General features: G+C 39.0%; 20 protein-coding genes and 4 tRNA genes. 12 read left to right on the forward strand and 12 right to left on the reverse strand.

The features are described from left to right. Positions 1–15: 15 nt before the first annotated feature. Positions 16–1,527, reverse strand: coding sequence for a CoA-acylating methylmalonate-semialdehyde dehydrogenase (locus EAE93_RS01470; protein ID WP_110090317.1), 1,512 nt, complete (start codon positions 1,525–1,527; stop codon positions 16–18). A gap of 303 nt (positions 1,528–1,830) precedes the next feature. Between EAE93_RS01470 and EAE93_RS01475 the strand changes: the two genes are divergently transcribed. The 6 genes from EAE93_RS01475 to EAE93_RS01500 all read left to right on the forward strand — a co-directional run bounded on the left by EAE93_RS01475 (position 1,831) and on the right by EAE93_RS01500 (position 5,170). Then, positions 1,831–2,664, forward strand: coding sequence for a MurR/RpiR family transcriptional regulator (locus EAE93_RS01475; RefSeq protein ID WP_036775810.1), 834 nt, complete (start codon positions 1,831–1,833; stop codon positions 2,662–2,664). Between the two features lie 210 nt (positions 2,665–2,874). Further along, a complete protein-coding gene (locus tag EAE93_RS01480) occupies positions 2,875–3,231 on the forward strand; it encodes a hypothetical protein (protein WP_214038928.1) in 357 nt (118 codons plus the stop codon). Positions 3,232–3,375: 144 nt separating this feature from the next. Then, positions 3,376–3,711 (forward strand): tRNA-binding protein, encoded by a 336-nt coding sequence (locus EAE93_RS01485; protein ID WP_040152347.1) that lies wholly within the window; start codon positions 3,376–3,378, stop codon positions 3,709–3,711. 56 nt (positions 3,712–3,767) lie between these two features. Then, positions 3,768–4,475 (forward strand): helix-turn-helix domain-containing protein, encoded by a 708-nt coding sequence (locus EAE93_RS01490; RefSeq protein WP_214038929.1) that lies wholly within the window; start codon positions 3,768–3,770, stop codon positions 4,473–4,475. A 67-nt stretch (positions 4,476–4,542) separates the two neighbouring features. Beyond that, positions 4,543–4,830, forward strand: a complete 288-nt coding sequence (locus EAE93_RS01495; protein ID WP_046394394.1) for a type II toxin-antitoxin system RelE/ParE family toxin — start codon at positions 4,543–4,545, stop codon at positions 4,828–4,830. Between the two features lie 16 nt (positions 4,831–4,846). Continuing rightward, complete coding sequence (locus EAE93_RS01500) at positions 4,847–5,170, forward strand: HigA family addiction module antitoxin (protein ID WP_046394395.1); 324 nt, start codon at positions 4,847–4,849, stop codon at positions 5,168–5,170. Positions 5,171–5,235: 65 nt separating this feature from the next. On the opposite strand, the gene EAE93_RS01505 is transcribed toward EAE93_RS01500, so the two are convergent. Together EAE93_RS01505 and EAE93_RS01510 are read right to left on the reverse strand one after the other, a co-directional pair. After that, on the reverse strand, positions 5,236–6,774 hold the full coding sequence (locus EAE93_RS01505) for a peptide MFS transporter (RefSeq protein ID WP_214038930.1): 1,539 nt from the start codon (positions 6,772–6,774) through the stop codon (positions 5,236–5,238). 729 nt (positions 6,775–7,503) lie between these two features. After that, positions 7,504–8,445: a Kdo(2)-lipid IV(A) acyltransferase gene (locus EAE93_RS01510; protein ID WP_040152354.1), complete on the reverse strand. Its 942-nt coding sequence runs from the start codon at positions 8,443–8,445 to the stop codon at positions 7,504–7,506. 283 nt (positions 8,446–8,728) lie between these two features. Between EAE93_RS01510 and EAE93_RS01515 the strand changes: the two genes are divergently transcribed. Both EAE93_RS01515 and trhO read left to right on the forward strand, forming a co-directional pair. Beyond that, a complete protein-coding gene (locus EAE93_RS01515) occupies positions 8,729–8,965 on the forward strand; it encodes a DinI family protein (RefSeq protein WP_036807294.1) in 237 nt (78 codons plus the stop codon). A gap of 252 nt (positions 8,966–9,217) precedes the next feature. Next, entirely contained in the window at positions 9,218–10,276 is a 1,059-nt protein-coding gene (trhO, locus tag EAE93_RS01520) for an oxygen-dependent tRNA uridine(34) hydroxylase TrhO (RefSeq protein ID WP_040152358.1), read from the forward strand. Between the two features lie 62 nt (positions 10,277–10,338). On the opposite strand, the gene EAE93_RS01525 is transcribed toward trhO, so the two are convergent. The 6 genes from EAE93_RS01525 to EAE93_RS01550 form a co-directional block, all read right to left on the reverse strand. Further along, positions 10,339–10,941, reverse strand: coding sequence for a response regulator transcription factor (locus EAE93_RS01525; RefSeq protein WP_036775796.1), 603 nt, complete (start codon positions 10,939–10,941; stop codon positions 10,339–10,341). Between the two features lie 203 nt (positions 10,942–11,144). Next, on the reverse strand, positions 11,145–11,399 hold the full coding sequence (gene bssS, locus EAE93_RS01530) for a biofilm formation regulator BssS (RefSeq protein WP_036775794.1): 255 nt from the start codon (positions 11,397–11,399) through the stop codon (positions 11,145–11,147). Between the two features lie 200 nt (positions 11,400–11,599). Then, positions 11,600–12,652 (reverse strand): dihydroorotase, encoded by a 1,053-nt coding sequence (gene pyrC / locus EAE93_RS01535; protein WP_214038931.1) that lies wholly within the window; start codon positions 12,650–12,652, stop codon positions 11,600–11,602. 219 nt (positions 12,653–12,871) lie between these two features. Then, positions 12,872–12,947: transfer RNA gene (locus tag EAE93_RS01540), tRNA-Asn, on the reverse strand. A gap of 259 nt (positions 12,948–13,206) precedes the next feature. Next, positions 13,207–13,282, reverse strand: a tRNA-Asn gene (locus tag EAE93_RS01545). A 243-nt stretch (positions 13,283–13,525) separates the two neighbouring features. Next, positions 13,526–13,601 (reverse strand) — tRNA-Asn (locus EAE93_RS01550). A 700-nt stretch (positions 13,602–14,301) separates the two neighbouring features. Here EAE93_RS01550 and EAE93_RS01555 point away from each other — a divergent pair. After that, the gene (locus tag EAE93_RS01555) at positions 14,302–15,378 is read left to right on the forward strand and encodes a hypothetical protein (RefSeq protein WP_214038932.1); all 1,077 of its coding nucleotides are present in this window, start codon (positions 14,302–14,304) and stop codon (positions 15,376–15,378) included. Positions 15,379–15,516: 138 nt separating this feature from the next. Here EAE93_RS01555 and EAE93_RS01560 read toward each other — a convergent pair. Together EAE93_RS01560 and EAE93_RS01565 are read right to left on the reverse strand one after the other, a co-directional pair. Beyond that, positions 15,517–15,592: transfer RNA gene (locus tag EAE93_RS01560), tRNA-Asn, on the reverse strand. Between the two features lie 144 nt (positions 15,593–15,736). Then, positions 15,737–16,243 carry a YlaC family protein gene (locus tag EAE93_RS01565; protein WP_214038933.1) on the reverse strand — a complete coding sequence of 169 codons (507 nt, stop codon included), beginning with the start codon at positions 16,241–16,243 and terminating at the stop codon, positions 15,737–15,739. 483 nt (positions 16,244–16,726) lie between these two features. Between EAE93_RS01565 and cspE the strand changes: the two genes are divergently transcribed. Then, positions 16,727–16,939 (forward strand): transcription antiterminator/RNA stability regulator CspE, encoded by a 213-nt coding sequence (cspE, locus tag EAE93_RS01570; RefSeq protein WP_010847246.1) that lies wholly within the window; start codon positions 16,727–16,729, stop codon positions 16,937–16,939. Between the two features lie 452 nt (positions 16,940–17,391). Next, the gene (locus tag EAE93_RS01575) at positions 17,392–18,090 is read left to right on the forward strand and encodes an MgtC family protein (RefSeq protein ID WP_036807306.1); all 699 of its coding nucleotides are present in this window, start codon (positions 17,392–17,394) and stop codon (positions 18,088–18,090) included. Positions 18,091–18,550: 460 nt separating this feature from the next. Here the strand turns inward: EAE93_RS01575 and EAE93_RS01580 are convergent, their stop codons facing one another. After that, positions 18,551–18,688: a hypothetical protein gene (locus EAE93_RS01580; protein ID WP_157297572.1), complete on the reverse strand. Its 138-nt coding sequence runs from the start codon at positions 18,686–18,688 to the stop codon at positions 18,551–18,553. Between the two features lie 256 nt (positions 18,689–18,944). Between EAE93_RS01580 and EAE93_RS01585 the strand changes: the two genes are divergently transcribed. Beyond that, the gene (locus EAE93_RS01585) at positions 18,945–19,100 is read left to right on the forward strand and encodes a hypothetical protein (RefSeq protein ID WP_157297573.1); all 156 of its coding nucleotides are present in this window, start codon (positions 18,945–18,947) and stop codon (positions 19,098–19,100) included. Positions 19,101–20,220 lie beyond the last annotated feature (1,120 nt).

A 20,220-nucleotide genomic window follows, 5' to 3' on the forward strand; every position in this document is an offset into this window, starting at 1 on the left:
TTACAGAACTCCATTTTATTCCATTGTTGGCATCACAAAACTGCTGGAATGATGTTCTAACCTGATACTTGCCGGCCAGCGGCTGGTAACGGTTTTCATGCGGGTGTAGAAGCGAACGCCATCATTACCGTGAACGTTAAGCGGACCAAAAATTGAGCGTTTCCAGCCACCGAAGCTGTGGAAGGCCATTGGTACCGGAATGGGGATATTGACGCCTACCATACCTGCTTGTACATCTTCGCTAAACTGGCGAGCAGTTTCTCCGTCGCGGGTGAATATCGCGGTACCATTACCATATTGATGGACGTTAATTAATGTTAATGCGGTGGCATAATCGGGTACACGGACAATTGATAGAACGGGGCCGAAGATCTCTTCTTGATAGATTTTCATCTCTGGCGTGACGTTATCAAACAGCGTCGGGCCAATAAAATAGCCATTTTCATAACCCGAAACCTTGAGTTGACGGCCATCAATTAACAGACTAGCCCCCTGTTTTTCGCCACTATCGATGTAATCACAGATTTTAGCTTGGTGTTGGGCAGAGATAACGGGTCCCATATCGTTTTCTTTCGTTGCGACAATACCGGGACCGACAGACATTTTGCTGATCTGTTGACGTAATTTTTCAATTAATGCATCTGCCGTTTCATCCCCAACCGCCAATACAACAGACAATGCCATGCAACGTTCGCCGGCTGCGCCAAAAGCCGCGCCTGTAATAGCATTGCTGGCCATATCAAGGTCGGCATCTGGCATCAGAATACAGTGATTTTTTGCACCACCCAGAGCCTGACAGCGTTTCCCGTGAGCTGAGGCGGTAGTGTAGATATATTCAGCGACAGGAGTCGAGCCAACAAAGCTGACAGCTTGTACACGTGGATCTGTTAGTAGTACATCAACGGCTTCTTTATCGCCGTTGACAACATTAAATACGCCATCGGGTAAACCGGATTGTTTAAGTAATATTGCTAATTCAATCGCGAGAGAAGGATCTTTTTCTGAAGGCTTCAATACGAAAGTATTCCCTGTCGCTAATGCGATAGGAAACATCCACATAGGAACCATTGCCGGGAAGTTGAAAGGGGTAATGCCGGCACAAACGCCTAAAGGCTGCATTAATGAATGGCTGTCTATACCTGTTCCGGTATTAGCTGAATGTTCACCTTTTTGTAGATGAGGAATGCCACAGGCAAACTCAACCACTTCCAGACCGCGAGTTAATTCACCGATGGCATCTGAATAGATTTTTCCATGTTCTTCTGAAATCAATCGCGCCAGTTTGTCTATATTGGTTTCCAGCAATGTCTTGAACTGGAACATGACACGAGCACGTTTGAGAGGTGAAACCTTAGACCATTCACTGTAAGCCTGATGAGCGGCTTCAATTGCTTGTTCAACTTCATGGGCTGTGCTTAATGTTACCTGGCGTATCTGTTTTCCCGTCGCTGGATTAAAAACTGGAGAAAAGCGGGTGCTATGACTAGGAATGAGTTGCCCATTAACGTAATTCTGTACTTGTTCCATTCTGAGCCTCTTTTGCGGATTTGATGTTAGTACTGAATCAGAAACTTTGATAATAGGTATATGAAATATTTATTTTATTTTCAATATGATTTGGAATAAAAGGCAATTAGTGTGATCAGAGTAAAGTTTTTATGAATTACCGATAATTAGGTGACTAATTAGATGTTAATCAATATAGTGATAATAATAAATCATTACAATGAATGGATTATGTGTTTCATTTTTAACTATAAAAATGAAATATGATTCAGCTTATACTGCAAAACGATTACAATTGCTGGCGATAAATTTTATGGGGGATTTATGTCTGTCGCATCGAATCTGAATGAGTTTCAAGAACAAGTCCGTTCACGCTATAGTGAATTGAGTAAACGCCTGCAACAAGTAGCTCGATATGTGCTGGATAATACCAATAGTGTCGCTTTTGATACTGTTGCTGTGATTGCCAAAGAAGCTGATGTTCCTCCATCAACATTAATTCGTTTCGCTAATGCGTTTGATTTCAGTGGTTTTAATGAAATGAAACAGCTATTCCGCATGCATATGGTGGAAGAAACCGCCAGTTATGCAGACCGGGCCAGGTTATTTCGGGAATTGGATGGCGAACAGGAGCCGCCGGAAGATCCTCAGCATATTTTGCAGGAATTTGCTCGTTCAAATGTGCAGGCTATGCAGCAGCTCGCTGCCAGAACGGCCCCCGAAGATTTAAGGAACGCCGTAGACTTATTGGCTCAAGCTAAGAATATTTACATTATTGGACTGCGCCGTTCTTTTAGTGTGGCGGCTTATCTTTCTTATGCATTGAACCACTTGGAGTGTCGCCCTTTACTCGTGGATGGTTTGGGAGGAATGTTTAGGGAGCAGATTAATTTAATTGGGGAAAAAGATGTTGTCGTTTCAATCAGTTTTACCCCTTATGCAGAAGAAACCCTGATGGTCAGTGAACGGGCGGCGAAAGCCGGGGCAAAACAGATTGTGATTACCGATAGCCAGATTAGCCCGCTTGCCAGTTTTAGTGATGTTTGTTTTGTGGTTAAAGAAGCACAGGTGGATGCATTCCGTTCTCAGTCTGCTACGTTGTGTTTAGTGCAATCTTTGGCAGTTGCTCTGGCTTATCGGCAAGGAAACCCGATTTAATTATCTTGTATTTCTGGATTAATTTTATTAATGACTCATAGCCCGCATATTTTGGCGGGTTAATTCTAACGGGTTGCTAGAAGCTCAATTTCAATAAAATATAAACCTGATGTGGATAATCCTCTTGTTGTGTCTAAATGCTATTGATTCCTATTGGCAATAATTATTTAATGGTTGTGCGAAGTTATGGTTTTGAAGAGGGACAATAGGATGATTAAAGGATCGCGTTACGTTTTTGCTGTTTTATCTGCAATTTCTTTCCAGGCATTTGCCTCAAATTTTGATTATAAAAGTGATATTCCAGTTGATAATAAGCCATCTGAGGAGTATTTAAAAAAACGGGAAAATCTTAAATCCGAGCATTGGGATGTGAATGAACTCATTGCAGATAATCAAGCGGCGGAGAAACGGGAACTGGCAAGGCAGTTACGAGAAGATGAATCTAATCGGAAGAGTCGAGAGTTTAATGATCGTGTCAATGAGAAAATCCGTCAGGATATTGAACGTGCTGCGCGTATTAAAGAGAATAACGGTATGACCAGAGATAACTTTTTTGATCGGGAATAACCGTGACTTAAAGCAACTCGATAGTGAAGTGAATGACCTGTCGGAAAAAATAGGCAGTTTGTCGACAATTATTGACGCTCTTTCGAAAGAATTTTCTCCAATAGCATGTGAATATAATCACTTCGCACTAAAGGAGAAGAATATATGGAACAAATCGAGTGGGCTGACTTTGAGAAAGTCGATATGCGGGTTGGCACAATTATTTCAGTAGAATTGAATCCTAAAGCCAGCAAACCTGCCTATAAATTACAAATTGATCTTGGCGAGTTGGGCGTTAAAAGTTCAAGCGCCCAGATAACTGTGCATTACATACCTGAACAATTAATTGGCCGTCAGGTTCTTTGTGTATGCAATTTTCCACCAAAACGGATTGCTGGTGTTAAATCAGAGGTGTTGTTAACCGGCAGTATGGATGAAAATGGTGCGGTGGTGATCGCAGAATTTACTCTTCCTGTCCCGAATGGTCATAAGTTATTGTAAACCAAGCTATTTTGTTGTCGAATAAATGGAGTGTATTTTAATCAGCGACAATAAATATGGCTGTTCAATTACCTTCATTACATTTACGCCAGTATTCTGCTGAAACAATTAGCCATAGCCACCAAGGGTTATGGCAGTTCGTTTTTGGCTATAACGGACAACTTGAGTTAAACGTAGAAGGACAACAAAGTACCGTTAGTTTTGGAAATGTTGTTATGATCCCACCGGATGCGAAACACAGCTTTTTCGCTAGTGGTGAAAATCAGCAATTGGTGCTGGAGTTGCCTTCGGCACTGTTTAATCAATTACATAGTGATTCTTTCTGGCAACCCTTACCTGATTCTGCCCTTGCTCTTATTAAGTGGTTGCATGATTACCCTCAGCCACCCGCTAATCACGCTGATGCTGCCCGTTTGCTGCTTGCTCAACTACCACAAGTAGGCTCGTCTTCAACGTTGATAGTCAAACTGCGTCAGGGGCTTGTTGGGCGTCTGCATGAGAAAGTGACGGTGATGGATATGGCTGATATTTGCGCAGTATCTGCCAGTACCTTGCGTCGTAAACTGTTTATGGCGACAGGGATGAGTCCAATGGCTTATTTGAAAACATGTCGGATGGAATTTGCCTATAACTTGTTGGCTTACAGTGATAGGACTCTGGCTGACATTGCTTTTCTGTCTGGTTATGCCTCCCAGTCAGCTTTTACCTTTGCATTTAGTCAACATTATGGTTGTACTCCAGCCAGGTTGCGTAAAGCCAAATGATATTTTCAGCATTTTATGACTTGATGCACAATATGATTGTGCGTAATATACAAACAACGAGGATGTTATGGCTGTTGAATTCAAGGATAGATGGCTAGAAAGATTTTACGAACAGGATTTACCGCACAAATGCATACCTGCATCTTTACAGCGTGCGCTATACAGAAAACTACAAATTCTGGATGCATCGGTTAAAGAAGCTGATTTAAGAATCCCTCCGGGAAACCATTTTGAACATTTAAATGGTTATTTAAGGGGATGGTGCTCAATAAGAGTAAACAGGCAATACAGGCTTATTTTTCAATGGATTGATGGTATTGCAGTTGATACATATCTGGATCCTCATAACTATTAAACTGAGGGAAATAATAATGAGAAATACAAAACGTCGCCCTGCGACAGTGGGTGAAATATTGGTGAGTGAGTTTCTGGCGCCTTTGAATATTGAAATTAATATGCTTGCGGAAGCTATGGGTGTTCACCGTAATACATTAAGCAGGATTGTGCATGATAAAGGTTCGCTGACCGTTCCTATGGCGATCAAATTGGCAGCGGCTTTGGGGAACACCGCAGAGTTTTGGCTGAATATTCAGCATGCCGTTGAACTATGGGATGTGCGTAATCATGCATATCAAGCGGAGTCATTGAATGTGAAACAGATAGTTAAGCCATCAATCATAACGGCAGTGCATTGATGGATTTGTTGTTAAGGGCATAAAGCCATCTGAATCATAAGATGGCTTTATGCTGATTATCGATATTATTGAGCTTTTGCTTCTGATTTATCAGCATTGTTAAGCAAGCGACGAATAGGGACAACTAACATCATCAATACGACTGCGCAAATAACTAGAGCCAAAGATACACGGGAGAACAGATCAGGCAGGCTGTCCAGTCGATCCGCGCGTACATGCCCGCCGATCAGGCCAGCAGCCAGATTACCCAAAGCATTTGCACAAAACCATAAGCCCATGACCTGACCGCGCATTGGGGATGGGGCCAGTATCGTCACCGTTGCGAGTCCAATTGGGCTAAGGCACAGTTCACCGAGTGTCAGCAACAGAATACTTGCGACCAGCCAGAGTGGAGAAACAGTTTCACCTGTTGCTAATACATTCTGGGCCGCTAGGATCATCAAACCAAAACCACCGGCACCGAACAGAATACCAATAATGAATTTACTGATACTGCTTGGGTTAATATTACTTTTGGCCAATGCAGGCCAGAGCCAACTGAATATGGGGGCCAGTAGGACAATGAATAGTGCGTTGATTGATTGGAACCATACTGTTGGGATCTCAAATCCCATCACTAAGCGGTTAGTATAATCATTGGCAAACAGGTTAAATGAGGTTGGTTTTTGCTCGAATGCAGACCAAAAGAAGGCAGAGGATACTAACAGAATAAAACAAACTAACAGACGGGAACGGTCACTACCACTCAAACCAGCAAACAGGAACAGATAGATAAAGTAAAGTATTACACAGGATGAGATGACATAGACCATCGTGCTGGCCACGGCCACTGGATTAAATGGAATAATACCGAGGGCAAGTAGGGCAATGATCGCCATCATAGAGAGAATAGCGGTCAAAACCCATTTGCCGACATTTTTACGTTTGACTGTAGGGCGATCCCAGTTTGAATCCAATCCACCCTCTTTGTCGTAACGGCGCATCAGGGGAACCGCGTAGAAGCGGAATATCAGTAGGGCAACTAGCATTCCTAGCCCACCAATACCAAAACCCCAATGCCAGCCATAGTCTTGAATTAATAAGCCGGTAATTAATGGAGAGATAAAGGAACCGAGATTAATCCCCATGTAGAATAGGGAAAAACCCCCATCACGGCGTGGATCATCTTTTTTATACAGTGTGCCGACCATCACGGTGATACAGGTTTTAAACAGCCCTGTTCCTAATACGATCAGTAGTAAACCGATAAAAAACAGGTGATGACTCGAGAAAGCGGAAAGAGCGATAGACAGATGCCCTAATGCAATAATGATCGAACCATACCAGACTGCTTGACGCTGACCCAACCAGTTATCCGCCAGCCAACCACCGGGTAGTGCGGTCAGATAAACACTACCTGCGAAGATACCGACAATGGCAGCGGCCTGTTCACGGGGAATACCCATACCACCATCATAGATGGTTGCAGCCATGAATAAGATCAACAGTGGACGAATGCCGTAGTAAGAGAAACGTTCCCACATTTCTGTGAAGAACAAAGAACTCAATGGGTAAGGATGCCCAAAAAAAGTTCTGGTTTTTGTATTGTCAATGGAAGATTGCATCTAAGTTTTCCTATAAGACTACACTCTAGGAGTGCGGTGTGTGTGACAAATAAAGCTTTTAAAAAGCTCTTTCAAATTTAGGTTTAGAGCAAACAAAAAAGCCACATTTTTATTAAATGATGTCATGTCTTGTTAATATATTTTTAACATATTTTCCGGTCAATTTTATTAACAAGTAGGATATCTCTTACTTATATTCCACTTTTCAGAGCAAAATCCGACATAAATCTCATTTCTCATAATTGATAGGTTAAAATGAGGATGAAGCCTATTGACTTACTTCTATTTATATTCAATGTATTTTTATGGAAAAAGTATTTTAAAATAATAAATTAAGTAATAACTATAATATATAAGACATCTTTTTAAGGGCTAGATATTAACGGTAATAGTGAAAGGTAGGAAAAGTAAAGTGATTTGATTGTCAACTTGGTATTTATTCGGAAATATTAGATTACTCCTTATTTTTTATATAAAAATTAGAAATAAATTAAATTAAAAAGTATAACCTCAACATTGAAATGAGATATACCCTATGGATTTCAAGATGCATCGCGACGGCAAGGGAGCGAATCCCCGGGAGCATAGCAAACTATGTGACCGGGGTGAGTGAGTGCAGCCAACAAAGAGGCAACTTGAAAGATGACGGGTATAGTCAATTATTGGGTTGTATGGTATGAGAAAGCGATTATGGCTGCTTCTTGGGCTGAGAAGCAGCCGTTAATGAATTTAATGGACTTTATCAGCTTGCCCGTACAGAGAAGGCATACCCTTGGGTCGGGTTTTAAAACGACGATGTAACCACATGTATTGATCAGGTGCTTGTAAAATTTCCTGTTCTACGACTTTGTTCATGAAGGCAGCCGCTTTCACTTCATCGTCTTTTGGAAATCCTGCTACTGCCGGTTGAATAATCAGTTCATAACCTTTTCCTTCAGGCAGACGACGGGGGGTAAATGGGATCATTGCCGGATCAGCGAGACGTACAAGTATTGAAGTGCCGGTGGTTGTTGCAGCATGTTCAACAGCAAATAACGGTGCAAATACACTTTTTCGCGGGCCGTAATCATGATCGGGGGCGTACCAGACAATTTCGCCATTTTTTAGGCAGCGGATCATGCCCTTGACATCTTTTCTATCCAACATGTATTTGTTGGAGCGTAGTCGTCCCCATGTTTGTAACCAATCCATAACCGGATTATCGTTCGGGCGGTAGACGCCAATGCCTGGATTGAGCAAACCGAGAATACGGGCGCCGAGTTCTAACGTCAGGAAGTGGATACCAATAACAATAATTCCTTGCCCGGTAGTTTGAATTTTCTGAATATTTTCTCGCCCAGTCACTTTAAACCAGCGTTCTATCCGCCAGTCAGGCCAAAACCAGGCCATACCCGTTTCAAATATTCCCATTCCGACGGATTCGAAGTTTTTTATTAATAGTGCGTCGCGTTTCTCCTGTGACATATCAGGAAAACATAGCTCAAGATTTCTTTCGGCAACTTTGGCTCGTTTTTTCAGAAAGCGCATAGAAAACCTGCCCAGACGAGTGCCTATCCAGTAAATAACGGGATAGGGGAGCAGAACCAGTAAGTAAAGCAGACAGATACCAAACCAGGTAGGCCAATAACGGGGATGAAGTAGTGAACGTTGAAAAGAAGGTGCTTGTATCATGGATTCTCGGGTTTTTATAGTTCCAATAAGATGGAAAAAATAGTTCCTCTATTGTGACATTTTTTAACGGGATATCGAAGTTTTCAAATGTGAAATGTTTATGATCTCAATTTTAGTCGATGGTGGTGTGCTTATTTATTATCCCGTTTTGCCATTGGTGAAAGAATGATAGTTCATAATTTACTGATAAATAAAAATTAAAATAGTTTTACAGAGCTATTTACAATTCATGTAGATAATATTACTGTTTATATAAACAGTGTTGTTTGTGGAGGGAAAAATTATGCATGTAGAAGTCACTATCGATAAGTCTAAAAAACTGCCAAAAGGTGCTGTCCCTGCGCTTGCTGAAGAACTGGATAACCGTCTTAGACGTCGATGGCCTGATATTAAAACCAATGTAAAGCTGGCAAGCCATGATGGGCTATCTGTTCGTGGCGGCAATCTTGATGACAGGAAAGCCGTTGAAGAGATTCTACAGGAGACATGGGAAAGCGCTGATGATTGGTTCCAGCCCTGATAAGGATTAAGTTACTGCCAGTTAAACCTGCGGGTTGTCGGCTGTTTGACTTATCTATCCTATTACTTGTGTGCAAAGGGCTGCATGCTCGACTAATGGGAGGGACGCCTCCCGTTTTACCACTGATTTCCTATCGCTGCGTTACAAATGACTACTCGTTGAAAATCATTTTCGTTATCATATTACGCTTGATAGCGGAGGCTATCACTTATACATCCCTATTTTATGACTTGAAATTCAGGAAAGTACACCATGCCAGTGTTACACAACCGCATTTCTAATAGAGAGCTGAAAGCACGTATGTTGGCGGAGACCCAGCCTCGTACTACCATCTCTTTTTACAAATATTTTAATATCTTAGATCCTCTGGCTTTTCGTAACAGCTTGTATCAACAATTTACCGACCTCTCAGTATTTGGCCGGGTTTATATTGCGAAAGAAGGGATCAATGCTCAGATAAGTCTGCCAACTCATAATTTGGAAGCATTCAAGGCGTTATTGTATAGCGTTGATCCTGCATTGAATAATTTGAGGCTGAATATTGCTCTGGATGATGATGGGAAATCTTTCTGGGTTCTGCGTATGAAAGTACGTGACCGCGTAGTGGCTGATGGGATTGAAGATGAAACTTTTGATCCATCAAGAACCGGCGAGTACCTTAAAGCAGAGCAGGTCAACCAGATGCTGGATAATCCTGATACGCTATTTGTCGATATGCGCAATCACTATGAATATGAAGTCGGGCATTTTGAAAATGCAATTGAAATTCCTTCTGATACGTTCCGTGAACAACTGCCAATGGCGGTGGAAATGTTGCAGGATAATAAGGATAAAAATATTGTAATGTACTGCACCGGTGGTATTCGTTGTGAAAAAGCCAGTGCTTATATGTTGCACAATGGCTTTAAAAACGTCTATCACGTAGAGGGCGGTATTATCGAATATGCCCGTAAAGCGAGGGAACAGGGATTACCGGTACGTTTTATTGGTAAAAACTTTGTCTTTGATGAGCGGATGGGAGAGCGTATTTCAGATGAGGTGATTGCTCATTGCCATCAATGTGGTGCGTCTTGCGATAGTCATACTAATTGTAAGAATGAAGGGTGCCACTTGTTATTTATTCAGTGCCAAGAGTGTGCGACTAAATTTGAAGGCTGTTGTAGCGAAGCGTGCAGAGAAGAAATAAGGTTACCGGAAACCGAACAGCGTTCTCGCCGTGCCGGTCGTGAAAATGGAGCTAAAATATTTAATAAATCCCGGCATCGCCTACAGGATGGATTGAGCAGTACTTCAATACAGTCTGTTGAATAATGTGATTAATCGCTGGCACAGAGAGCAATGTGCCAGCTTATTCGATTTAGTTAAAGGAGACTTTAATAGAGATATTTAAATACATTGTAAATAAAGCAGAGTTCAATTCTATTACGCACATTCATCTTTTCAGTAATGTGTCTTTTATGGGAATAGACTGTGCTACTACTGATCTTTAACTTTTGTGATATCTTGTAATTAGGCGTTTCTTTCATCCAGTAATCGATAACTTTATGCTCTTGAGGACTGAAGATAGAGCAACATTGGTCGACTGTCGCTTTATGTCTCTGAATTTCCTGCAATGTAGTTTTGCTAATTTTATTAAGCAGATAGGTAAGATTTTTCTTTGCCAGAATAAAAGCATTATCCTTCAATGCAATATGATTGTCACAATAAGGATAAGCGCTATTAAGGTATATATATATACGCGTGTTATCTATAAGAGTAATAAATTTCTGTAAATCGGAACAGTAACTGGCATGATGGCAATAGTGTGTCAAATTAGCCAGAACGATATCAGGAGAAAAATGAGTTACAATATCTATAGCCTCGTTGATTGAAGGCGAGTCAACGATTTCAAGATTTTCAGCATTATCGCTCTGCTTTAAAAATTCGCTGATACCTGAACGGGTATAATAGCACTCTTCAACAACTAAGATTTTCATTATTGTACATCCCTGTTCCTGTTTGGCCAAACTCACAATAAACGCCCCATATATTAGTAGTCAACTCGGCAATTGTGATGGTTAAGTTAACTTAATCCGAAATTATTATATAGTGATATGGTATTCCAGACAAAATCTTTGAGATGAATTGATGTGTCTCCTAGCCGGACACCCATTTATACGGGTGTCCGGGTTTAAGATTATTAATGTTTCGTATGGTTTAGATCGCTGTATTCTGAAGATTCGATCTTTTCAATTCCTGCCTGGAGGATGTATATCAATTGCTTTGCAATGTCAGTTGTCAACCATAAGGTGCGATCTACCATGACATGTTCTGGTGTTTGATCTTGGGAGGACAAATAGTGAAGGCGTAGCATCATTGCATCATATGTATCAACGGTACTCACATCCCAACCTACAACAGGATGCGTTTGAATAACCTCATCTTTACTGCCCATAAAACCTCCTAATCAGATCACTGCATTATTTATTAATATCATTGACTAAGAGCAAACTACCTCATTCTCGAATGAGTCATTAGTTAGTATATGCTTTTTAATGAAAGTAAGAAGGTTTTTTGTTAGGAATTATGAGTCAATTTGTTGGTGTATTGATAACTATGTAAATTAATGGGGATAATGACTATCCCCATGTTATATCAATCTATTACTTTCACATCCCAACGGGCATCTTCGCCAGCTAAAAATGGAGTAAGTCTTTCTTCATTGCAATCGATATGTTCAATGATGGTAGAAGGTTTGCGAGTCAGTTCGATAAAGCCTTCATTGACAGGCAGCCCGTAAAATTTAGGACCATTAAGTGAACAGAAGGCTTCAAAATGCTGTAATGCATTTATCTCTTCAAACACGGTTGCATAAGCAGGTAACGCTGATGGTGCGTTAAAAACGCCGGCACAACCACAGGAGGATTCCTTTCTATGTTGTGCATGTGGTGCCGAGTCTGTGCCCAGGAAGAAGCGATCACAGCCACTGGCGACGGCTGCCCGTAAAGCCTCTTGGTGCACATTACGTTTCAGCACAGGCAGACAGTACAGGTGTGGACGAATCCCGCCAACCAGCATATGGTTGCGATTGAACATGAGATGTTGTGGAGTTAATGTCGCTGCCAGATTGTCATCGCTTTCCAGTATATATTGTGCAGCTTCTTTGGTCGTTATGTGCTCAAACACAACTTTCAGTGCTGGGAACTGGTTACGTACAGGCTCCATAACTTGTTCAATAAAACGGGCTTCTCGATCAAAAATATCAATATGAGAAGCAGTAACCTCACCGTGAACGAGCAGAGGCATCCCCAGTTTTTCCATCACTGCTAATAGTGGATAAATATTCTTTATATCAGAGACGCCGTGACTTGAATTGGTTGTGGCATTGGCAGGGTAGAGCTTACAGGCGGTAAAAATGCCTTCTTTATAGCCTATTTCTATCTGAGAGCTTTCGGTAGTGTCAGTAAGATAACAGGTCATAAGAGGTTGGAAGTTATGTCCTTCGGGAATGGCTGCCAATATTCTATCCCTATAGGCTTTGGCACTGACCACTTCTGTAATCGGCGAAAGCAGATTAGGCATGACGATAGCTCGGCCAAAGTAATGACTGGTATAGGGAACGACAGTTTTTAGCATTTCACCATCACGGAAATGAATGTGCCAGTCATCAGGGCGGCGGATTTTTATTGTGTATGATTCAGTGGTCATGAGAAACCGGCTCCAGTATATATGATAGGAACGAAAGATGCTGAGTTCAGCATATTCAGGCCGGGAATGGATGATAAAGCTAAAATGGTCGAATAGCTATTAATGAATATAATTTTTAGCAAAATTATCAACTAAATCAATTAGGTTAGGGTAATCAGAGGTGGATTTTCTTATAACAAAGGGAAAAATAAAATATGAGGGTAAAAAAAGAAATGAAGTTGGCTCCTCCAACTGGACTCGAACCAGTGACATACGGATTAACAGTCCGCCGTTCTACCGACTGAACTATGGAGGAACTCCTTCACAACGAGGCGTATATTAGTGATATGTTTCGGCTTTGTCAAAGTAGAAAATAATAAAAATAGTTTGTTTGCTGTAAAAATACACTTTCTGTTGTGTTTTTATGCTAATTAATTGAGGGTTGATGGAATTTTATTCCGTTAACGTGAGTTGAATAGAATTATTTTGCTTATGTTGTGAGTAAATAGAAGTGGAGAATTAAGTAGGGAGGTCAGAATAGCAAAAATCCCGCATTAAGCGGGATTTTCATAATTTGGCTCCTCCAACTGGACTTGAACCAGTGACATACGGATTAACAGTCCGCCGTTCTACCGACTGAACTATGGAGGAACTCCTTAACAACGGGGTGCATATTAACGGTATGTTTTTGCTTTGTCAAAGCGGAAAATAACAAAAATGGTTTGTTTGCTGACAAACTAAACTTATTGATCTGTTTTTATGCCGAATAAGGGGTATTTGCTGGAGATGTATGCTATAGGAAACAGGTTGATCAGAATTATTATATTATGCTGTAAGCAAATGGTGGAATTTAGGAGTGCAAGAAGCCCGCACTAGGCGGGCTTCTTATGAATTTGGCTCCTCCAACTGGACTCGAACCAGTGACATACGGATTAACAGTCCGCCGTTCTACCGACTGAACTATGGAGGAATTGTCCTTGACAACGAGGCGCATAATATCTCGGTATTTTAGGCTTGTCAAAGGGGAAAAGTGAAAATTGAGTTTGATTGGTTAACTGGTGTTCAAAATGATATTTTTCAGTCGATTAAATTTTTCAGTTCAACAAATATGAGAATTAACTGATGTTTGTCTATGATAATTAGATGGTGAAAATATCATCTATATTTTCTATTTATAAAATAATTAATCATGAGCATTAAAAATATAATCAAATATACATCAGATAATTTTATTTTTGGGTTATTTATGGTATTTTTATATTTAATGGTAATTTTCCTATTTTATCTGTTTTAACAGATCACTTATTGTATTTTGATATTTATTATCGGATTTTCTCGTTTATACTTATTAACTGAAAAAGTAATTTGTTATCTGAGCTATGATTTGGCAATCATGATTTTATCCACGCCAGATCGAATATTAAAGGGTTTGCCATTGATAATAAAATTTCATTTACTGCTAGTGCACTAAGATATTCTCAATTTAATAATATATTTGTATGTGCATATAAATGTAATGAAATGAATAAAAACTATTTCAGAAAATATCTTAAATTAAATAGTTGGTGAGGAGGTGAAATTAATTTTAAATATAAAATAAGAAAATAATATCCCCCCGAAAAGAGTGGCTAATTTTCTGGTGGTTTATATAAAACAGATGAGGAAAGGTCATGAAGTTTTTAATTAATACTGATGTCGCTAACTGGGTTTCACATAAAGATTGGTTTGACGTTCCATTGCGATTATATGTCGTTCTACAGGATGATGACGGTTCTGTACCATTAGATACTTACAAAAGTAAAATTGTAGTGAATGGTTTGAATGAGGGCGAATATGAAGTTGTAAGTAGCGATAACGCATTCAATCCTGTTAGTAGAGCATTTGAAATATTAGTAAAAATTAAAACAGATCAGAAGGTTAACGCTACAATTGGTTTTGAGGCTGAAGTCACGGATGCGAGTGGTGGTGTGGTAGCGAAAGCGGTTCTGAATCGATTTAAATTGAAATCAGTAGGATTGGTAGCACCTGTATATCCAGCGCATTATGATAATGTCATTAGTGGTGATGATATAAAAGCAGGAGTTAAAGTACTTTTCACTGATTCCAATATATTAGATAAACATGAATTGAAATTTGTTTTTGATAATAACAATGTTGAAGTTGTTCCTGGTGTACAAAATAGTGGTGATATTCGTAGTTTGCCTGTAAAAAATGCTCTCCTTACTGAAGGTAAGCATGATAGCCTTTATTATACTATTAGTGAAAGCGGTACTGCTAGATTTTCGGCTGTTCAACGTGTACTTGTAGAACTTGATGAAGGTTCTGAGACGGTTCAGGTCCATCGCGATTTGGAAGTACCTTACATTGAAGAGTATGATGAAAGTAGGGGTCGACCAATTGGTGAAAGTATTATTGAGTATGACATCAATATTTCGGTTAGCGATGTTAAACTTAAAGACAAACAATTGAAAAAAGGTACAGTACATATAAGAGGATATTCTGCTGACGATCGGGATGCAGGGCAGTTGGTATTAAAGATAGATTCTTTACAAAGTAGTGAAGATAATGTTTTCAAATTAGCTGTAATTAATCCTGAAAAAAATGCCGATAGTCAACCGGGTGGAATTGATTTCTTTAATTATATAGGTAATGGCCTGGTGAAAATTCATTACGAAATATCATTTGTTGGTGAAGCGAATATATTGCATAAATCTAAAGAGAAAACTTACAAGGTAGTTTTGGACTAACTGGCTTGGTGCTCACGAATGTGTGGCTGTTTACATAGAAAAAAGCCCAATTCACATTGGGCTTTTTGCATGTTAACTACTTTTTCTAGCTATTTCATGCACACTAGAGATCCTCTTTAGCATCTCTAGACTTAAATTTGGCTCCTCCAACTGGACTTGAACCAGTGACATACGGATTAACAGTCCGCCGTTCTACCGACTGAACTATGGAGGAATCGTTCTTGGGAACGGGGCGGATATTAGCGATCAATGGAAACATTGTCAACGCAAAAAAGCGTACTATTTTGTTATTTGTTTGTCATATGAGCGCATTGCTTTATAACCGTGCTATTTTGCTGAAATTGAGTACCTTTGTTCATTATCGACTACCCATGATCGGTAACGATGTTGTTATATGTGATTGTTCAGGAAATGCTATGATATAAACATCATAAAAATGAATTTCACCTTTCATTTGTATAATACGTTTGATTTCATCTTTTATTGCTAATGGAACATGGGGATGAGAACAAAGCTCTTTGATTGCGCAATCTGAGATTTTTTCGCTGACGAACCATTCGCCGTTGTAACATACTCGTAGATCAAGTACTCCGATATCATCAAACCGATACACTGGTTTGATTTCGAATAATAAAACCGCTGACATAATAATGAAGAGTACAGTAAAGGCTAGCAGTGAAAGTGAACTAAAATATGGGGCGTACCAAATAAGTGCCGCGAGAAGCAGGTAGGATACAACCATAGCCAGGCAAAGGTAAGGATGGTTACTGATAAACTGGCTGTTAAAACGAGGTTTACCATCACGTTGTTCTTCAATGTTGATTCGTTCAAGATCCTGAATCAGTATCTGTTTAATGATATTCATATATTGACCTGATTAAGCAAAGAAAAAGAGAAATATTTTCATAACTATTTGTCTTTAAGGTTAGCATGGGGTAGGTAATCTTACGTAGATCAGTTGTCTTATTTTAATCTGCCAACTGTTATTGACTGAGATTAACATTAATGCTTTCATTAAGATAATGGTTGAATAAATCAAAAAAATTTATAACGAGTAACTCTAATTGTTAAATTGTTGTTCTAATAGTGAGCATAAATATTTTTTTTAAAAAACCAATGCATAAAAAGGTTGCTATTCCTTTTCTATCATGAGTTAATGCAGCCGGCCTGATAAACAGACCTACTTTATGTACGACATCTTGAGTTAATGAGTTATGTGTAAGTGTTATCCTCAGATAGCCTTTGTTGACGCGTTTCCTTCTTAGTGCCTCCATAAGTAATAGCTGATATAACTGGCCAATACATGCCCAATGGTGGCAAAATTTTTTTGATATATAGGAAAGTCACAATGTCTGACAAAATGAAAGGTCAAGTGAAGTGGTTCAACGAGTCTAAAGGCTTCGGTTTCATCACCCCAGCTGACGGTAGCAAAGACGTATTCGTTCACTTCTCTGCCATTCAGGGTAACGGTTTCAAAACTTTGGCAGAAGGCCAGAACGTAGAATTCACCATTGAAAATGGTGCTAAAGGTCCAGCAGCAGCAAACGTAACAGCTATCTGATTGCTTGGATGATTTTTTAAGCCTGTCGCTATTTTCTATAGCGGTGGGCTTTTTGTTGGTTAGAGTCATATCTTTCTTTACTTATTAATTACTCCTGATTATACTTCGTGCAAATTTTATTGGAGAGATAGCCATTGGACAGTCAAAGTTTTCAGTTAAATAGACAATAAAACGGCAAGCTGTTTATCCCTTCCGATTTGCTGCTTGCCAAATAAAGCGGGCAGTACCACTCAAAATATCTGAGCTGTACTTACTCAAAAAATAGCGTTATCTGGTACTTAGTTAAGTAACCAAGATAGTATATTGGGTTTTTATTATGCTGTTATATATTTACGCTTTGTTACCTCCAGGTATGGACAGAAAATAGGGCTGAATTAAACATTCAGCATACATTTCTGTGTGCAAAATAAATGCACATGATTATTTATCCATTTGGTTGTATGGAGAATGTCATGTTAATAACTCCTTTTGTCTTTCATTTATTATCGGCTATGTGTTTTGGTGCATTAATTGGTGCTGAGCGCCAATGGCGCCAACGTATGGCAGGTTTAAGAACTAATGCATTAGTTGCGACCGGCGCAGCGGTTTTTATCCTTAGTTCAATAACAACTTCACCCGATAGCGCCGGTCGTATTGCTGCGCAAGTTGTTTCAGGCATTGGTTTCCTTGGTGCTGGTGTCATTATGCGCGAAGGCATGAATATTCGTGGATTAAATACCGCAGCAACCCTGTGGTGCTCGGCTGGAATTGGTGTGCTGTGTGGTCTTGGGCAATATTGGCTAGCCGCGATAGCAACTGCGATCATTCTTTGCGCAAATATATTGTTACGTGAAGCCGCTCAACGTATTAATTTACAACCCAAGCAGCAGGCCATTGATCAGGTACAGTGCTATAAAATTCACATAGTGTGTGACAGTGATGACGAAATTCTGGTGAGAACTTTGGTATTACAGGCTCTCAATGGAGTAGCTGTGAGGTTACAATCACTGAGTTTCGCTGATAGGGTTCAGCCTGGAAAATTTGAAGTGCGTGCTGAAGTGTTAGCAACACTGGCGGAGCAAAAAGAGATAGAAGCAATTGTTTGTCGTATAAGTCTGGAAAAGAGTGTTAGCTCAATAAACTGGAAAATGGCTTCTGAACCACCGATCTGAAAATCTTTTGTACAAAACAGTAATCACTAGTTTGATACAGAATCACCATTGACAAATGGTGTTTCGTCATAAGAAGCAAACAAGCGTTGCCTATGGTGTGTTTTCCCGGTTAGGCAACGTGTAATTAAGAAACCATTTAGCACTATTTTCCGAATAATCAAGGTGAATATTTCGCCTGTAATGCTTTTATTTATATGCTGGTGATTTTGGAAAGGATAAATTACAACACAAAACTGTTCAGATTTTGATTAGAACAGTGGTGACAGTATTGCATTGTAGTTTGCCGATCTTGGTCAAACAGTTACTATTGCTACAATTAAATCTATCGTTGACTGTAGATTTCATATTACGTTTGGTCGTAAGCTAGTTTGATTACAACTTTGCTTTATACCAGTAATAATTTTGGATGATATTGTTGATTAATGGATTCACCAAGTAAAAGTCGTTCGATGCAGTATTTTTAGCCTTGGTCATTGTTGCTGGATGGATTGTTAACATTGCTATCCTCATGCCAGAATTTAGTCGTGGTAAACCTGATATAGGTATCATTCGCGGGTACAGAAAAATTGATGAGTTGATATTTAATTTGGTTTGCCATCAGTTGCTCGTTACTGCTCAGAATTTTCAGTGAAAATATCAATTATTTTCAAAGGTTAAGTAGAAGAAATGATCTTAGTTTGTTCTTATATAAGAGTAAAATAGATAATAATTCTGCTTGATGAAGAATGCCGTGGAAAAATAATGGAAGTAGCCAGTGGTTACTACCAGACAAGATTTTAGGGCATTAATTTAATAGTTCGATATTTATCCGATGATAAAGTAAAAACGCGGGTCATCTTTATGGTGATGAAAGAGTGATGATATTACAGGAGTTACTAACTTTCCTTGAGCCAGTAGAGATGGGAGTAGTCTCTGTTATTTCTGTATTAAGAGAGAGTGAAGTGGTAGCAAGAGTTCTTACCAAGGATAACACTGCTATTAGTGTCAGGATTTGTCGTGGCGTAGGGTGAGAATTCAAAGTTATTTTAGCATTCTAACAAACAGAGCTGATGGCTACTGAAATCTTGAGAAATGAAATCAAATTGGTATTTAAACTGCGCATCGTAAAAATCTTGTGTTGAAAAGAACGGGTATACGGTTGGTTTCTTGATGATAACATTAATGATGTTATGGTATTGAGATCCGCTAATGTAGGAGTTTTTGTTAGCAAAGGTACAGATAGTGCAAAAAAAGCGATAGGTATTACCAGTCTTGGTAAGAACTTAAGGGAGTAAATGAGGGGTAGTTAAGAGAAGAGAGCGAGTATTATCAAGTGCTTGAATATAACGGCAAGTTTTAACTTTGGTAATGTTTTTTCAATGTTGATTAGCAGAGCTTTTATTCCATTCTTTCTGGTACAAAATATTCGTTTACTAGTACAAGATCTGATGAATGATATTTCTTGGCTTTTTTATATCGGGATAAAATGGATTAAACAGTTCCTGAGGAGAACATTATGAATGAGGTATTAAAAATATTGGGTATTATATAGTGTTGGAGGAGCTAGCTTGGGGCATTTTGGGTTGTATAGATATATATGTGTGTATTTGTTATTTTTTTAGTTAATAATTCTGTTTGTCGAGTTTTATTTCTGCCAGATTAGTGTATTGAATTGTTACTTTCTAAAATATTTCTTGTTCATATATTGCTCGTATAAAGGATGTGTTTTGTCTAAAAAACAGGAGCATTTCCAGTGTTATTGATTACATAATTGATAATGATTCTCGATCGCTATATTCCATTTTTGTTTGATGAACTATTGGGTTTAGCGCCTTTATTCTGAGAGTATTTTCTGTGATTAGGTTAGGTTGTAATCGGTTGTTGCATTAACTGTCATGTTTGATGAATAATTATAATTACTTGGAAAATTATCACTACTATTTATATGGGTAATAAATTTCTTATCAAAATCCTATTTTTTCCATTTTTTCATGAAATATCAGGGTATTTCTGTTACCAATAATTATTAATTTCATTATTTTGGTTGTAAATTATATTGGTTTTTTATTTCTACTCCTATTAATTATTTTTGCAATAAATATCAATTAATTGTTTTTTCTCTGTATAGTTAATTATTTTATATATTCATAT

The organism is Photorhabdus akhurstii, from assembly GCF_018448925.1.
GTDB classification, from domain to species: domain Bacteria; phylum Pseudomonadota; class Gammaproteobacteria; order Enterobacterales; family Enterobacteriaceae; genus Photorhabdus; species Photorhabdus akhurstii.

What these genes read in the sequence shown, in the direction of transcription:
- EAE93_RS01500 (WP_046394395.1), top strand. Translation starts at nt 4,847, where the DNA reads ATGAGAAATACAAAACGTCGCCCTGCGACAGTGGGTGAAATATTGGTG.
- EAE93_RS01495 (WP_046394394.1), top strand. Translation starts at nt 4,543, where the DNA reads ATGGCTGTTGAATTCAAGGATAGATGGCTAGAAAGATTTTACGAACAG.
- EAE93_RS01475 (WP_036775810.1), top strand. Translation starts at nt 1,831, where the DNA reads ATGTCTGTCGCATCGAATCTGAATGAGTTTCAAGAACAAGTCCGTTCA.
- EAE93_RS01555 (WP_214038932.1), top strand. Translation starts at nt 14,302, where the DNA reads ATGAAGTTTTTAATTAATACTGATGTCGCTAACTGGGTTTCACATAAA.
- EAE93_RS01490 (WP_214038929.1), top strand. Translation starts at nt 3,768, where the DNA reads ATGGCTGTTCAATTACCTTCATTACATTTACGCCAGTATTCTGCTGAA.
- pyrC (WP_214038931.1), bottom strand. Translation starts at nt 12,652, where the DNA reads ATGACCACTGAATCATACACAATAAAAATCCGCCGCCCTGATGACTGG.
- EAE93_RS01565 (WP_214038933.1), bottom strand. Translation starts at nt 16,243, where the DNA reads ATGAATATCATTAAACAGATACTGATTCAGGATCTTGAACGAATCAAC.
- EAE93_RS01515 (WP_036807294.1), top strand. Translation starts at nt 8,729, where the DNA reads ATGCATGTAGAAGTCACTATCGATAAGTCTAAAAAACTGCCAAAAGGT.
- EAE93_RS01470 (WP_110090317.1), bottom strand. Translation starts at nt 1,527, where the DNA reads ATGGAACAAGTACAGAATTACGTTAATGGGCAACTCATTCCTAGTCAT.
- trhO (WP_040152358.1), top strand. Translation starts at nt 9,218, where the DNA reads ATGCCAGTGTTACACAACCGCATTTCTAATAGAGAGCTGAAAGCACGT.
- EAE93_RS01580 (WP_157297572.1), bottom strand. Translation starts at nt 18,688, where the DNA reads ATGGCAAACCAAATTAAATATCAACTCATCAATTTTTCTGTACCCGCG.
- EAE93_RS01480 (WP_214038928.1), top strand. Translation starts at nt 2,875, where the DNA reads ATGATTAAAGGATCGCGTTACGTTTTTGCTGTTTTATCTGCAATTTCT.
- EAE93_RS01510 (WP_040152354.1), bottom strand. Translation starts at nt 8,445, where the DNA reads ATGATACAAGCACCTTCTTTTCAACGTTCACTACTTCATCCCCGTTAT.
- cspE (WP_010847246.1), top strand. Translation starts at nt 16,727, where the DNA reads ATGTCTGACAAAATGAAAGGTCAAGTGAAGTGGTTCAACGAGTCTAAA.
- EAE93_RS01485 (WP_040152347.1), top strand. Translation starts at nt 3,376, where the DNA reads ATGGAACAAATCGAGTGGGCTGACTTTGAGAAAGTCGATATGCGGGTT.
- EAE93_RS01525 (WP_036775796.1), bottom strand. Translation starts at nt 10,941, where the DNA reads ATGAAAATCTTAGTTGTTGAAGAGTGCTATTATACCCGTTCAGGTATC.
- EAE93_RS01575 (WP_036807306.1), top strand. Translation starts at nt 17,392, where the DNA reads ATGTTAATAACTCCTTTTGTCTTTCATTTATTATCGGCTATGTGTTTT.
- bssS (WP_036775794.1), bottom strand. Translation starts at nt 11,399, where the DNA reads ATGGGCAGTAAAGATGAGGTTATTCAAACGCATCCTGTTGTAGGTTGG.
- EAE93_RS01505 (WP_214038930.1), bottom strand. Translation starts at nt 6,774, where the DNA reads ATGCAATCTTCCATTGACAATACAAAAACCAGAACTTTTTTTGGGCAT.